This is a genomic window from Bacteroides sp. AF25-5LB, assembly GCF_003602965.1.
GTDB classification, from domain to species: Bacteria; Bacteroidota; Bacteroidia; order Bacteroidales; family Bacteroidaceae; genus Bacteroides; species Bacteroides uniformis.
In genome coordinates this window covers 145,449-160,918 of the sequence record NZ_QTMC01000008.1, presented here as the reverse complement: position 1 = coordinate 160,918, position 15,470 = coordinate 145,449, and the positions used below count along the sequence as shown (strand labels likewise).

Annotated in this window: 9 protein-coding genes; 3 read left to right on the top strand and 6 right to left on the bottom strand. The window is 48.2% G+C overall.

All coding sequences use genetic code 11. The features are described from left to right. A complete protein-coding gene (gene dapB / locus DWY57_RS11035) occupies nucleotides 1–765 on the bottom strand; it encodes a 4-hydroxy-tetrahydrodipicolinate reductase (protein ID WP_117599847.1) in 765 nt (254 codons plus the stop codon). A 96-nt stretch (nucleotides 766–861) separates the two neighbouring features. On the opposite strand from dapB, the gene DWY57_RS11030 reads away from it, so the two are divergent. The 3 genes from DWY57_RS11030 to DWY57_RS11020 all read left to right on the top strand — a co-directional run bounded on the left by DWY57_RS11030 (nucleotide 862) and on the right by DWY57_RS11020 (nucleotide 5,992). Next, entirely contained in the window at nucleotides 862–2,136 is a 1,275-nt protein-coding gene (locus tag DWY57_RS11030; protein ID WP_119961754.1) for a DUF2851 family protein, read from the top strand. Between the two features lie 77 nt (nucleotides 2,137–2,213). Beyond that, a complete protein-coding gene (locus tag DWY57_RS11025) occupies nucleotides 2,214–2,726 on the top strand; it encodes a DUF4348 domain-containing protein (protein WP_117599845.1) in 513 nt (170 codons plus the stop codon). Nucleotides 2,727–2,905: 179 nt separating this feature from the next. Next, nucleotides 2,906–5,992 (top strand): chondroitinase family polysaccharide lyase, encoded by a 3,087-nt coding sequence (locus DWY57_RS11020; protein ID WP_119961753.1) that lies wholly within the window; start codon nucleotides 2,906–2,908, stop codon nucleotides 5,990–5,992. A gap of 187 nt (nucleotides 5,993–6,179) precedes the next feature. Here the strand turns inward: DWY57_RS11020 and DWY57_RS11015 are convergent, their stop codons facing one another. From DWY57_RS11015 to DWY57_RS10995, 5 genes are all read right to left on the bottom strand, one after another. Further along, the gene (locus DWY57_RS11015; protein WP_165853599.1) at nucleotides 6,180–7,130 is read right to left on the bottom strand and encodes a tRNA-dihydrouridine synthase family protein; all 951 of its coding nucleotides are present in this window, start codon (nucleotides 7,128–7,130) and stop codon (nucleotides 6,180–6,182) included. 26 nt (nucleotides 7,131–7,156) lie between these two features. After that, on the bottom strand, nucleotides 7,157–9,199 hold the full coding sequence (locus tag DWY57_RS11010; protein WP_118696389.1) for a polysaccharide lyase family 8 super-sandwich domain-containing protein: 2,043 nt from the start codon (nucleotides 9,197–9,199) through the stop codon (nucleotides 7,157–7,159). A gap of 139 nt (nucleotides 9,200–9,338) precedes the next feature. Next, on the bottom strand, nucleotides 9,339–10,346 hold the full coding sequence (locus DWY57_RS11005; RefSeq protein ID WP_118696388.1) for a DUF5017 domain-containing protein: 1,008 nt from the start codon (nucleotides 10,344–10,346) through the stop codon (nucleotides 9,339–9,341). Nucleotides 10,347–10,394: 48 nt separating this feature from the next. After that, nucleotides 10,395–12,149, bottom strand: coding sequence for a RagB/SusD family nutrient uptake outer membrane protein (locus DWY57_RS11000; protein ID WP_119961751.1), 1,755 nt, complete (start codon nucleotides 12,147–12,149; stop codon nucleotides 10,395–10,397). A gap of 25 nt (nucleotides 12,150–12,174) precedes the next feature. Beyond that, complete coding sequence (locus DWY57_RS10995) at nucleotides 12,175–15,318, bottom strand: TonB-dependent receptor (protein ID WP_227186469.1); 3,144 nt, start codon at nucleotides 15,316–15,318, stop codon at nucleotides 12,175–12,177. Nucleotides 15,319–15,470: the final 152 nt, after the last annotated feature.

Here is a 15,470-nt window from a genome sequence, read left to right as displayed (position 1 = left end):
TTAGTCTTTTAAAAATGGAAACAAGTCACTCATTCCCAAAGCACCTTCGTGCTTGGCGGTATATTCGGCAGCAAGGACAGCTCCCAAGGCAAATCCCCTGCGATTCTTGGCATCGTGGGTGATGGTGATGCTGTCGGCTTCGGAGTCGTAGCGGATGCTGTGGATGCCCGGTACTTCTCCTTCGCGGATAGAACTTATGGGCAGCTCATTGGCTGCACATTCCGTAGAGCCCGAGACAGTCCCGTCGGGAGCCTGGAAAGTTCCTTCTACCCATTTGTCCTTACGGTCGAGATTCTCCAGAATACCTTCGGCAAGCGTGATGGCCGTACCGCTCGGAGCGTCCATCTTGTGGATGTGGTGCGTTTCGCTCATTGTCACATCATAGGCAGGGAACTGGTTCATTATCTTTGCGAGGTACTTGTTGACAGCAGAGAATATGCTTACTCCCAAGCTGAAGTTGGACGACCAGAACAGTGTTTTGCCACCTTCGGTGCAAAGCTTCTTCACTTCGTCTCCATGTTCCGCCATCCATCCCGTACTGCCGGATACCAATTTGACTCCGGCCTGGAATGCCTTCATATAGTTATTGTATGCAACCATGGGATTGGTGAACTCTATGGCAACGTCGGCGCTCTTGAAGGCTGCCGATTCAAAGTCTTCCTGATTGTCGACATCGATGATGCTTACAATTTCGTGTCCGCGGCCAAGGGCTATTTTCTCGATTTCCTTGCCCATTTTTCCGTAGCCGATTAATGCGATTTTCATTGTTTCTATCTGTTTTTATTTAGTTTATCAACAAACTATAGGTCGCAAAGATAATCTTTTTCTTACATTTGTACTCAACATTAACGTCTTGTTAACATGGAACAACTACTGCATTATGTTTGGAAGCACAAAATATTTCCTTTGTCAGCACTCCAAACAACCTCCGGCCGGCCGGTAGAAGTGATAGATCCCGGTTTGCCGAACATGAATGCAGGCCCCGATTTCTTTAATGCCAAACTGAAAATAGACGGTACGCTTTGGGTGGGCAACGTCGAAGTGCATACGCAGGCATCAGAGTGGCTGCTCCATAGGCACGACTGTGACAAGGCGTATGATACTGTCATTCTGCATGTAGTGGGCGAATCGAATTGTGATGTGTACCGCACGAACGGTGAGCTGGTTCCCCAGATGGTGCTCACCTGCCCCGACACTGTCCGTTTGCGCTATGAAGAGCTTCGGCAGACAGAGATTTATCCTCCCTGTTATTCCATCCTTGCCTCCCTTCCGAAGCTGACCGTCCACTCCTGGCTGTCCGCTTTGCAGGTAGAGCGTTTTGAGCAGAAAGCACATGTCATATCCCAGCGGCTCGAACGCTGCAATCATCATTGGGAGGATGTTTTCTTCATTACTCTTGCTCGTAACTTCGGCTTCGGGCTGAATGGGGATGCTTTCGAGGCATGGGCAAACCGCCTTCCATTCCGCGCCGTAGACAAGCATCGGGACAGTCTGTTTCAAGTGGAGGCTTTCTTCCTGGGGCAGGCAGGCCTGCTGGAGGAGGTCCCAGCGGAGGCGGATGATTATTATTTGAAACTTCAGAAAGAATTCCGCTACCTGCAACGCAAGTTCGAGCTGCCAGCTCCCATGTCCGTTGAGCAGTGGCGATTTCTGCGTCTTCGTCCCGATAACTTTCCGCATGTACGTCTGGCGCAGCTTGCCAGTCTATATCATAAGGAGCAGGCACTCTTCTCACGTATCATGGAGGCGGAAACGCTGGAAGCGGTGAAGAAGATACTGGCTGCCAATACTTCCGTGTATTGGGAAGAGCACTTCAATTTCAGAAAAGTTTCACCCCGGAGGGAAAAGTGGGTAGGGGACGGTGCCTTGAATCTGATTGCTATCAATACGGTCATCCCGTTTCTTTATGCATACGGCCTGCACAAGGCCGATGACGTTTTGTGTGACCGTGCCACCCGTTTCCTTGAATCCTTGAAGGCCGAAAACAATCACGTGACCCGTCTTTGGGATGGTGCCGGTTTGCCGGTATCTACCGCTGCCGACTCGCAGGCATTGCTCCAACTTCAAAAGGAATATTGTGACAGGAAAGACTGCTTGCGTTGTCGGTTTGGTTACGAGTATTTGCGGCGTAGATGATAATAATTATCGCCTCATGGCCTTAGCATTTTATCACTTTTATATTATCTTTGTGCGTTGAAAAATAATCCGAGTATATGAAGGCTATCCGCTTTGTTTTTTGTCTGTTTGCGGCACTCATGCTGACGACTTTCAATGGTCTGGCTGCCGAAGAGGAGGATTTCAAGACATTCCTCCAGAAATTTACGTCCAGTGCCTCATTCCAGTATTCCCGAATCAAGTTTCCTTTGAAGTCTCCCATCGTCCTTTTGAAGGATGACGGCGAGACGGAACAGACTTTTCCCTTCACGCGCGAGAAGTGGGCATTGCTGGACGAGGAAACGCTGAAGGAAGGACGTACTACCGAAGAGGAGGGAGGTACCTATATTTCTCACTTTACTGTCAATGAGCCTGCCCATAAGGAGTTCGAAGCAGGCTATGATGAATCAGAACCTTCCCTTCGTGTGGTCTTTGAACTGACGGATGGCAAGTGGTATGTCACCGACTGCTATAACGACTGGTACAACTTCGACCTCCCTATCAGTGAACTGGAAGAAACCATTCAGGCGGTACAAGAGGAAAACAAGGCTTTCGAAGAACTTCATCCCTGATGAAGCTGGGGCAGAAATCCGCCTCAATCATTATTTTATCCTTCTTCTGTACGATTTATGCCCCCCCTTTTCCAAAAAGAGGGGTTTCTTTGTGCCGTACTAATGCATTGGAATATGCGGTTACAACTTCTTTTGCAGATTTCCAAGTAGCAAATATCGATAACCTTAAATAAACAGCCATGATGCAATTCAGTAAATGGAAAATAGGAGCGGCAGCGCTCGTTTGCATGTTGCTGCCGGGCAGTGTACATGCGCAAATCGTGAAGAATGAGCGTTTGCTTTCTTTTGAGGAGAGACAGGTTCCGGCGTTTGTCACTACGGCAGCCGGTTCGCAGTTGGGCATTAGCGACGAACATTATAGGGACGGCGACCACAGTTTGAGCTGGACTTTCGAGCCGGGTGCCGCACTGTCCATCAAGAAAGACTTGAAGTTTGAGAAGAAAGACCCGACGGGGAAAGACACCTATCTTTCGGCTTTCATCGTATGGGTGTACAATGAGCAGGCCCAGGACAAGCAGATTCAGTTTGAGTTCTTGAAGGATGGTAAGGTATGCACCTCTTTTCCTTTTGGCATCAACTTCACCGGTTGGCGCGGAGCATGGGTATGTTATGAACGCGATATGCAAGGTACCCCGGAAGAAGGGATGGACGAAATCCGAATTGTAGCCCCCGACGTGAAGGGGAAACTCTTTTTCGACCATCTGATTACTGCCAGCAAGGTGGATGCCCGCCAGCAGACTGCCGACTTACAGGTACCGTTTGTAAATAAGGGAACCACCAACCACTGGCTGGTTATCTACGAACACTCCTTGTGGAAACCGGACATCCCTCTGACAGACGTGACCGAGGCGCAGAAGCAGGATATACGGATTATGGAGAAACGTTTCCGCGACATGCTCTACACGCCTTCCGCACTTTCGGAGAAGGAGATGCAGTCCATCCGTAAGAAGTATGATTTTTATCGGATTACCTACAAGAACGGCAAGGTAGCAGGACGTCCTATCTATTTCGTACGTCACTCCGAGGCATACGAACGTATGGTACCCGATTGGGACAAAGATATGTTCTCCAGACTGGGGATAGAGATAAGCGACTATTTCAACCTGATGAAACGCGTCGCCATCGCCTACAACAATGTGGAGGATGCGGCGCTGAAACACGAGTTGAAGCAGAAATTCATCGCCATGTACGATAACGCCACCGACCAGGGTATTGCCTACGGCAGTTGCTGGGGAAATATCCACCATTACGGATATAGTATGCGCGGTCTGTTTGTGGCTTATTTCTTGATGAAGGACGTGTTGCGTGAGGCAGGTAAGCTGGAAGAGGCGGTACGTACGCTCAACTGGTATGCCATCACCAATGAGGTATATCCCGAACCTGCCGTCAACGGTATTGATATAGATACGTTCAACACCAAGTTGCAAGGCCGCATAGCCAGCATCTTGATTATGGAAGATACACCGGAGAAACTGCAATACCTGCGTTCCTTCTCTCGTTGGCTGGACAAAGGCTGCCTTCCTGCGCCGGGACTGGCCGGTTCTTTCAAGCAGGACGGTGCCTGCTTCCATCATTGCAACAATTATCCTGCCTATGCAGTGGGCGGTCTGGACGGTGCCACTAATATGATTTACTTGCTGAGTGGTACCGAGTTCCGCCTGTCCGAGCAGGCACACGAGACGGTGAAGAAAGTGCTTCTCACCATGCGTTTCTATTGCAACCTGAAGCAATGGCCTCTCTCCATGTCCGGGCGCCATCCCAACGGGGGAGGAAGCCTGATACCTATCCAATATGCCACGATGGCCATTGCCGGTACGCCGGATGGCAAGCAGAAATATGACCCCGAAATGGCTGCTGCCTATCTGCGCCTGGTTGCCTATACAGAAGCTCCGGACAAGAATGCGCCCGACTATCTGCCGAAGGCTTCTACTCGCCACGAATTGGAGATGAAGAAGTTGCTCGAAGCCCAGGGCTTCCGTCCGGAACCCGACCCGCAAGGCAATCTGGCTTTGGGTTACGGTTGTGTATCCGTACAGCGTCGTGACAACTGGGCTGCCGTAGTTCGCGGACATTCCCGTTATCTCTGGGCTGCCGAGCACTATCTCCCCGCCAACTTCTATGGCCGTTATCTGGCACATGGCAGCATGCAGATTCTTACCGGAAAACCCGATGAAATGGTTACTTTTGCCACCAGTGGCTGGCAGGAAGCCGGTTTCGACTGGAATCGTATTCCGGGTGTCACGAGCATTCATCTGCCTTTCGACCAGTTGCGTGCCCGGGTATTGAATGTCGATACCTTCTCCGGTATGGAGGAGATGCTCTATTCCGATGAGGCTTTTGCCGGCGGTTTGTCCCAGGCACATCTGAACGGTAACTTCGGTATGGTGCTGCATGAACATGATAAGTATAACGGTTCTCACCGTGCCCGCAAGTCGTTCCACTTCTTCGATGGCACCATTGTATGCCTCGGTACGGACATCGAAAACCTGAATACCGAATATCCTACGGAAACTACCGTGTTCCAGCTTGCCGCCACCACTCCCGAAACCCGTCAATACTGGGAGTCCTATCAGAGTGACGGACAGACTTATATAGACCCTAACGGCGTAGGTTATTACATTTCCAAAGCCTCCCGCCCTGCTGCCCGGTACGAGAAGAACTTTCCGCAAGTGACCGTGGGCGAGCGTAGCACCAAGCCTACTTCCGGTGATTGGGTGTCCTTGACATTGCAACATGGCAAAGCCCCGAAAGGCGCTTCCTACGAATATGCAGTGCTGCCCCACACGGATGCTGCCGCTTTGAAGGCATTCGCCAAGAAACCCACTTACAAGATTCTCCGGCAAGACTGCAACGCCCATATTGTACGCTCTCCGGCAGACGGTCTTACTTCTTACGTCTTGTTCGAGACGCCGCAGACTCTGCCCGACGGTGGATTGTTGCAGAAAGCCGATACATCGTGCCTTGTCATGATACGCGAATATAAGGACAAGCTTCTTCTGACTGTCTCCCAGCCCGACCTGGCCTTGTATCGCGGTCCGAGTGACGAGGCTTTCGACAAAGACGGAAAACGTATTGAGCGCAGTATCTATTCACGCCCGTGGACTGACAATGAGAGTCAGGAGATTCCCGTAACCGTTACTTTGAAGGGACAGTGGAAGGTTGCCGAGACGCCCTATTGCAAGGTGGTGTCGGCAGACAAGAAGCAGACAGTGTTGCGCTTTACTTGCCGGGATGCTGCAAGCTTAGAGGTAGAGTTAAAGAGGTAGGGAGAGTATAGGTTAGACATTGATACTGAATACCCACAACACCCGGATGTTTTTCTATTGAAAACATGGGGATGTTTTGGGGTAATACATCCCCATGTTTTGGGTGAATACATCCGGGTGTTGTGGGTATTCGGTATAGGAGTCTTAGCCTTTCTCTCCTATAGAGAAAGATACTGGAAACGGTTGTTTAATATGTTCCGAGCAGATTGCTTACTGCTGACTGATAGTTTGCCAGTTTACTGGTCTTATGAATGGTCTTTCTCGCTTTGCGGTCTCCGTCCGGTAACAGATACTCCCAGAAACTTTTCATTTTCATTAATAACTGTGCCTCACCGCCTTGTAGTAGCTCTTGATAGGCGTTGAAGACCTCGGTGTGCAGTTGCCCCACCTTTTTCGCCATTTCATCGGAAGAAATCGGGGTTCCTTGCTTGTATTCCAGCGCCAGAGCAGGATTGGCTAGCAGCCCGCGGCCGATGACGATACCTGCCAATCGGGGGAACCGTGTGGTGATAGAACGGATATCTTCCACGGTATGCAGGTCGCCGTTGTAGAACAGAGGGCGGGTGCACTCTTTGTAGAAAGCTTCAAATCCCTTCAGGTCTACCTCTCCTTTGTATTGCTGCTTGCCCAGACGCGGGTGCAGGATGATGTGTGCGAGGGGGAGTTCGTTGAATAGCGGTAGCAGGGCAAGACACTCCTCCGCCTGCTCCCAACCCAGACGCAGCTTCACGGAGAAACGGATGTCGGGATGCCGGTCGATGGCTTCGGAGAGCAGCGCTTTCACTTCTTCGGGATAGGGCAGCATGCCGGAGCCATTGTGGCGCCGGGCCAGCATCGGAAAAGGACAACCCAAATTGATGTCCGCTTCCCGGTATCCTTTTTCGATGAAAAGGGACATTATGTGCTCCAGTTTGTCCGCATCCGGAGCAATGAGCTGGGGGATGAGGTGCAGGTCCGGGTTATGGTCCGGTTCAATGTCACGGGCATCTTTCCGCCGGATTTCTCCGTGCTCCATGCGTACGAAAGGAGAGTAATAGGTCTCTATGCCGCCGAAGATGCGTGCATGCGCTCGCCGGTAGACGGCATCGGTGTAGCCTTGCAGCGGAGCGAAGTGGATGGGTAATATGTTCTCGTTCATGGCTGCAAAGATACATATTTTTCTTTCTAGTAGGAAGCTGTGTAACTTTTTCCGGCTTCTTCTTTTTGCGGCATTTCAAGCAATATTTGTTTGGTTTGTCCGTTTTGAATCAGTGTTATTGTTGCTTTTTCAGGATTTTCCGATTCACAACGTGGATTTGCGATATGTATTCTTTTTTCTTTTTCCTTCCACAAAAGGGCACAAGGGGTATCTGTCGCAAGGATGTCACCATTTTCAAGTTTCAGTTCCCCTGGTTGATAGAAGATGATTTCTGTTATTCTTAATTTTTCATGACGTACAGCTTGTATTTTTTCCGTATTGGCAAGTACTTTTATCGGCAGCTTTGCAGCATATTTTGCGGCAGCGGACGTGGTAGGGATGCTTGGGTGTACCACGTAGGCGTATTTCCCTTGCTGCGGACGGATGCCGTGATTGGCGTTCAAACTGAACAGTGCCGTATCACAAGTTATTTTGTACTCGGTTTGGGGCAGCAGATTGAAGTAGGCGGTCTGTCCGTGGAGTATCCAGTCTGCAACGGTCTGTATGGAGCCGTTCTTCAGAGTCTGTTTTTTCCCATTTGTCATGTACTGTACCTTCCCGTCGCGGTTACATTGGTTGAGAGTGGTGAATACTTCGGCTTTTCCTTTGGCGTTGCAGATGCCTGCCCCAAGGCATACAAATTCTTCATCGAAATAGAACCAGGCTTTGTGGGCTTGTAATCCGCGGCGGTCTAAAATCATGCCGCAGGTTCCATAAAGACTGTCGCTGACACCTCCGGCAAAACAGTTTCCGTTATTGCCGCCTTCACCCCAATCGGGAATGGGAAGGGGGGCATTGTCTTGTTCGGCAGTAATGCCGGGATATTGGCGGTTGTTGAATATCTTAAAGAAATTGCCGTCATACTCGTGTCCGGTGACAAAAAGATAGTTTACTCCGTTGGAGGCATAATAGTTGAACTCACCATCACCGTTGCCGGCCTCGTTGCCTACGGTACGGGTGGAGGTCATGCGTGAACTGGTCATATAATTGTTGCGGCGGTGTACCATGTAGTCGAAACGCCAGAACATGCGGTTACCCGTCAGGCTGTTGTCTCCACCGATGTGTTGCAGTGCTTGCTTCATGTTGTTGCGTGCATCGGAGTTGCTCAACTTGCAGATTCTTTCGGCCAGAACTTTTATGGCAGAGGAGTATTGGTTGCTGCTGATAAAGCGTCCTGCATTGTTGGGGTCATGCTGCTTGTTGTAGAATATCCATTGTACGCCGTCGGTGAAGAGGCGTTGCAATAATTCCAGTCCGGGGCTTTGGAAACGGGTATCCTTGCAGAGTTCCAGATAAGCGAGGGTGGAGTTCACGAATTCTTTGCCGTAGCTGGTGAAGTAAAGTTGCCGTCCATGACCGCAATGTTGCCCGAAGAGATAGTCGGGTTGTATGCCTTCGGAGGGTTGTATGGTGAGCAGTTGCGTCATCCGTTCTTTGAAGTCTTCCATCTGGCTTTCGTTCTCGGTCAGGATGCTGGCGGCAAATGACCCCATGATGATGTCGGCGCCGTTGGCTCCTGTCATGTGTGAGGGGGCGGCATTCTCGTAGCTCCAGCGTAGGTATTTGATGGTCTTGTCAAAAAGTTCTGGATTTTCATTGATTTCGCGGCTCATCAGCACTACGCTGGTAGATAGTTCTTTGGGATAGGGGATGTAACGATACCACCAGTTTTTGGCTTGATGGTTGGTGTCTATCCAGAAGCGGAGCGCTTTAAGATAAGACTCTTTCAGCGTTTTGTCATGGTAGAATGTGTTCTCTGGATGTTGGTAGGCGCAGGCCAGGGTGATGAGGTTTTGTACATGCTTGCGTGGGGAACCGTCGGTAGCGCGATAGTTGAGGGTGACGAATGCTCCTTCTGGTGAGAGGGATTTCATCAGTCCGCCAATAGTTTCTTTCGATGGGTTCCGGTCGAGGTACTTTTCGTACATCCGGTTGTAGATGGTCTTGAAGTCGGAGGCATGGGCACGAATACCTGTCAATGTAATGCACAAGGCAATTGCTGCAATGAGTTTGATGTTATGGGTTTTCATGTTGATATTCTTTGTTATATTAGGGGATTTATGAATCAGGGAAGAGCCTCGCGGTTCCTCCCTGACAAAGTTAATTGATTAAGGTCTATAAAAATACTTAAGGTTAGAAGTTTTGTGTTGATAGAACGTTTTTATTTCATTATTCGGTTACCATCACTTTATATTCACGTACCACGGAAGATTCTTGTTTGTAGTTTCCATTGGTGGCTACAAAGGTGGCTGTGTAGGTACCGGGAGTCTTGTAGGTATATTGATAAGAGTCAAGACTCTGGGTAACGTTCTTCAATCCGGTGCCTGCGTCGGGGGAACATGCGTTGACAACAAACAGATTGGAAACCAGCCAGCTATATTTTAATTCAGTATTGGCGTTGGAACTATGAATGAAGAAAGCGTTCATGTCCTTGAAGTTCCAGATACCGGAAGTGTTGTTGGTGACTGTGCCATAGGCACGGTTGGAAGTCATACTCTTCTGGTCGCTCAAGTTATGACGGTGTAACATGTTGATGGGGGTGAAGCCGAAAGATCCGGCGGTGAAAGTCGTCTCTTGTCCCTTGGACATTTGGTTCAATATCTGCATGTTGCTAAAAGTAAATCTCGTTTGTGCCACACTGTTGGTTTGACCGCGATAGCAGATGGCTATGGCAATACGTTTGCCCAAATAGGGCTTCATGTCTATGGCAAAGTCTTGTGCTTTGGTTGCAGTAGGGAAATCGGAAGCCGGGATCAATGTTTCCCAAGCGTGTTGCTCCACCAGTACGGAGTCGGCTTCAAAGTTCCCTTTTTCTATGCCGGGAAAGTCGGAGGATACATACATGGTGAGTATGTTTGCTGGATTTCCATATTGTGGGGTCAGCTTGAATTTCAAAGTTGAAGTTTCCACCTCACTTTCGTCTACTGTAGTACGTTCTCTGTATTTATATTCTTTTCCGGCTTCACCGCTGTAAAAAGTGAGGAAGTCTGGGTCACCCTTGAAATGAAACTCCACCGGAGTTCCGCTTTTTACGGTGATGGTCTGACCGTCGAAACTGACACCGTTTCCGGTTGCCACATTTACATCCAGTTCTGCATCTTTAGTGAATTCGCTCTCGCAGGAGGCAAAAGTGAAACTTGCAATGCTGATAGCTATCAATAGTTTATTTAGTTTCATGATATGATTTATTTATTTGGAACGATTATCTTTGTTTTACTCATTCGATTACCAACCAGGATTATTCTGGGTGATGGCTTTGTTTACTGACATTTCACTGTCCGGTATGGGGAAGTAATTGTAAGCGTCTGTTATCTGGAAGAAGGTATAGACGCTGTAGTTAGGTCCCGTAGCCCAGTTGGCATTGGCACCTTGAAGGGCACGGGGAGCTAATTCATTCATGTTTTTCACATATTCACCCCAGCGGATAAGGTCGTAGCGGCGGGTATGTTCAAAGCAGAGTTCCATGGCACGCTCATCTTTCACTGCCTGACGGAAGGCTTCTTTGCTGAGGCTTCCTTCTTCATAGGGAGCGATGCCGGCACGATTACGCACGTCGTTCAAACATTTGTAAGCCAGTGTAGTGGGAGAGGAGCTAATTTCATTCTCTGCTTCGGCCACCATCAGTAATACGTCCGAATAGCGTAACAATGGGAAGTTGAGTGAAGTGTAGTTCTTGTTCTTTTTGGTGCCGTATGCCTCATATTCTCTGCGGTATTTTCCGCAAGCACGTGAGTAGTTCTTTTCTGAGTCGGCTTCGGTTTTCTCGTAATCTCCCGTTTTCTTGGAAGAATCACCTTCGCCATAGCTGTAAGACACATCCCAATATTGGTTTTTCACTTCTTCCAGCTTACCGTACTCGAATTGGCGTCCTGTAACACCTTTCTTGCTTACGGCCTCCACGTATTCGAATGGCGCAATATTCCAGTTCATACGGTTGATGTCTCCATTATCCTTGTAGAGTTCATATAGTTTCGGAGTTGACCAGAAGTATGCGTAGCAAAATCCGGGATCTTTAGCGTCTATTAAAGATTGATCGTTGGATTCGTCAGGACATTTGATGCCTATCAGGTTTCCGATACGTCCTTCTGCTCTGACTTCGGAAGTATAGTCTCCGGCAAACTCTGCCTCCCAGATACTTTCATTGGCTGTAGTATTGTATTGGTTAGAACAAAGGTCGATGAATACATCCCAGTAGTTGGCTGCTAAGCCATGTCCTTCGCCCATTACTTTTTGGGCATAGGTGCTTGCTTGCTTGAAATAATTTTGAATGGCTGTAGCGTCTCCGTTGGCATTGTCTCGGAAATGCTCGCCGGCACGGAATAAATAGACACGTGCCAGAATACCCCATGCTGCAGAGCGTGAAACATGTCCCGGCTTGTAGCCTAGTTCTGCGGCTGTAGCAAGACCTTCAGCGCATTCAGACATTTCGGTGGTGATGAAATCATAGATAGTCTGCTTGTCTGTACGGGGAATGTCAAGTCCCGTTACACTACTGGTGGAAGTTGTCTTGAAGGGAACGTCTCCCCAGCCTTGTACCAGTGTGAAGTAGTAGTAAGCGCGCATGAAACGTGCTTCTGCTGTGTACTGTAGGAGCAATTTGTCGGATATGTCTTTGCTTTTGTCAATATTCTCAAGAAACGTATTGGCACGGTCGATACCCGTATAGAGTGTTTGCCAAAGATTGCTGAATTGCGGTGAACTTGAATTGGCATTGTTACAGGCAATCGCACCGCTGGTTTGCGGATTGCGACCACCACCATAATGGGACAAGTCATCAGCACCCGTCATGAACATGTATTCGTTTCCGTAGAAGTTCTGTGAGGTCAGTGGGGCGTATACAGAGGTCAGGAATGAGAGAGCTTCATCCGCATTATTAAAGTAATTGTCGGGAGTCAGCTTAGTAGGTTCTTTGTCCAGAAAATCGCAGGAGACCATAGCCAGACAAGTCAAAGATAGTATTATTGTTTTTATTGTTTTCATATTATATTTCAGTGCTTTAATGGGATTAGAAACCTAAATTGATACCGAAACTTACGGAGAGTGCACGTGGGTAAGACGAGAAGTCGAGTCCCGGAGTCAGACCTCCGCTACGGATAGATACTTCAGGGTCGTACCCGGAGTATCCGGTGATGGTCCAAAGATTTTGTGCAGCTACATAAAGGCGTGCATTATCAATCTTATACTTCTTCAGGAAAGTTTTTGGTACGGTATAGCCCAATGTTACAGTTTTCAGTCGCAGGAATGAGGCATCTTCTACTACACGTGAAGAAATCACGAGGTTAGAACTTGAGTTGGTGGCTGCCGGAATATCACTGTTCGGGTTTTCCGGTGTCCAGCGGTTGGTATAGCTGGCATATTGGTTCAGCTCACGTTTCTTTTGGAAACCGCTATCGAAGAACAGACGGTTGGCATTCAGAACGTCATTGCCATAGCTCCATTGGAAAAATACGCTTAAGTCAAAGCCTTTATATTCGAAGTTGTTGGTGAAACCTCCGGTATGGATGGGCAGACCGCGTCCTATCATGGTACGGTCGTTAGTGTCGATGATGCCGTCACCGTTCAAGTCTTTGTACTTTGGCATACCGGGCTGTGTATTGCTTTCGCTCACGTAGTGGGGAATGTTACCTTTCAGCGTATAACTGCTACCGCTTTTGTCAAAGTCATCGTACTTGTAAGTGCCTTCGTAGATATAGCCGTAAATCATACCCATCGGTTGGCCTATCTTGGCAATGTAGTTGGGCTGGCTGTTAAAGTTCTGGTCAAAAGTGGCAGTGCTCAATAAACTGGTTTGGTTTTCAGCGAGTTCCAACACTTTGTTCTTGTTAAAGGAGATATTGAAGTTGCTGCTCCATTTGAAGTCTTTATTGTCTATATTCACTGTGTTCAAAGTCAATTCAATACCGTCATTGCGCACCTTACCGATGTTTTTCATGGCTGTCAGATAACCCGAAGAGTAAGGAAGAGTGGCATCCAGCAACAAGTCGCGCGTAGTTTTGCGATAGAGGTCGGCAGTAAAGCTGATACGTTCGTCAAAGAATCCCAGGTCAAGACCCAAGTTCCACTGTTCGGTGGTTTCCCATTTTAAGTCCTCATTGGGTAGAGAGATGGGGGCTACACCGACGTTGGCGTTATTGCCGTCAAAAGGATATACTGTGTTATTCATGCTGGTAGTGGCATGGCTTTTAATCATGTCCAGCAAGGCAAGGTAGTCGTATTCACCGATACGGTTGTTACCCGTAAGCCCCCAGCTCAGGCGAAGCTTACCACTTGAAAGCCATTTCTTGTAGTCCTTCATGAATTCTTCTTCGGAGAAGCTCCATGCCAGTGAGCCTGAGGGGAAGTAGCCGTAACGGTTTTTCTTACTGAATTTAGAGGAACCGTCGGCACGGAATGAAGCAGTGGCATAATATTTGGATTTATAGTTGTAGTTCACACGTCCCAGATAAGACAGCATAGACCAGGAAGACAACGTGGAAGTACTCTTGTCAAAAGTACCTTGGCTCATGCCTGCCATACCTAGTGATTCGTTGGGAATCTGCTTCATGCGTAATGAGTAATATTCATAGTCAGAGTTCTGTAATGTCACACCGAGCAATGCATTCAGGAAGTGCTTGCTTTTGAAGTTAGTCTGATAGGTCAGGATGTTTTCATTCAACCACGTCAAACGTTGCTGGCGCACTACTTCTGCATTCACTTTGTCGGTAGATGTAGGACCACCGTAACGGGTCTTGGAATTGTTGAAGGTATCTGAATGGCGGTTGTCATAAGTCCATCCACCGGACACTTTCAGTTTCAGCCCCTTGATAAACTCATATTCTACGTAGCCATTTAGCTGAAGATTGTTGACGTAGTACTTGCGGTAAGCGTTCTTCAGGTCGGCGATGGGGTTGAAACGGTAGTCGTTCGATGCATCTATGTCATCGTCCACAAGATCATTCAGCAGAGAGTCAAGAGACTTACCGGGGTAGTTAACCGGACGATACCCCCATACACTATAGAAGAGGTTATTCATGCCGGAGTAAGAACTTGAAGAAGGAGATGAGCCACTCTGGATGGAACGAGAGAAGTTGGAATTGAAGTTTATGGTCAGCTTACCGCGTTTTACCAAAGTATTCAGACGGCTTTGCAGACGCTCGTAATTGGAGTTGAGCAGGATACCATCTTGGTCGTAATAAGAAAGGGATGCATTGTAGCGTATACCTTCCGAACCGCCGGACAGACGAACATTATGGTTTTGCTGCCATGCAGTGCGGAAAATTTCGTCTTGATAGTTGTTTTGGGCAATGCCTTGGTAGTCATCCAGCGTCCATTGATGTCCCTCGTATAGCGGAAGGTATTTTTCAGTGGCACGGGTAGGATCTACTTCGAGTTGTAGTTTCACGTAATCATAAGCATCCATCATGTCCAGCTTTTTAGTAACGGTGGAGATACCGAAGCTGCCGTCATAGCTGAGTTGTGGTTTACCTACTTTTCCTTGCTTGGTGGTGATGATAATGACACCGTTGGCACCACGCGCACCATAGATGGCTGTGGCCGATGCATCTTTCAATACATCAGTCGATTCGATGTCGTTTGGGTTGATAGCAGCTGCTACGCGTGCATCTTCCACTGGGAAACCATCGATGATATAAAGTGGGGTATTGTCTTGTGTTAGCGAGTTGTTACCGCGGATGGTGATGGTCATCGTACCGCCAGGCATACCTTCACCTGAGCTTACGTTTACACCAGCGATACGGCCGCCCAATGTCTGGTCGAAAGACGCAGAAGGAGTCTTGAGCAAGTCGCTCATGTTGACTTTGGATACAGAACCGGTCAAGTCTTTCTTACGAACTTCCTGGTATCCCACAACAACCACCTCATCCAATGCCTGGGCATCTTCTTCCAATGTGATATTGAATGTCCGCTGCTCACCTACTTTGATGTCTTGGGTCTTGTATCCAATAAAAGAAAATTGAAGGATATCGGAGGATTTTACGTTACCCAATGTGAACTTTCCTTCCAGGTCAGTAGTAGTTCCGTTGGTGGTTCCTTTCACAACAACGCTGACACCGGGTAATTCTCCCATGGCGTCAACAACTTTACCGCTTACTTGGCCTCCAGTCTGTGCGTGTATACCGAGTACACAGCAAAAGAGCATTGCAAGTAGCATAAAGGTTACTTTCTGTTTCATAAATATTAATTTAATTAGTTATTAATAAAGGCTGTTTCTTCGTTTTGTACTCACTTTAGAGTTGAATCACATCGCAAATGTAGGAGATGGAATATACAAATGCCTTAGTTAATAGTTCGCAAAAAGTACGA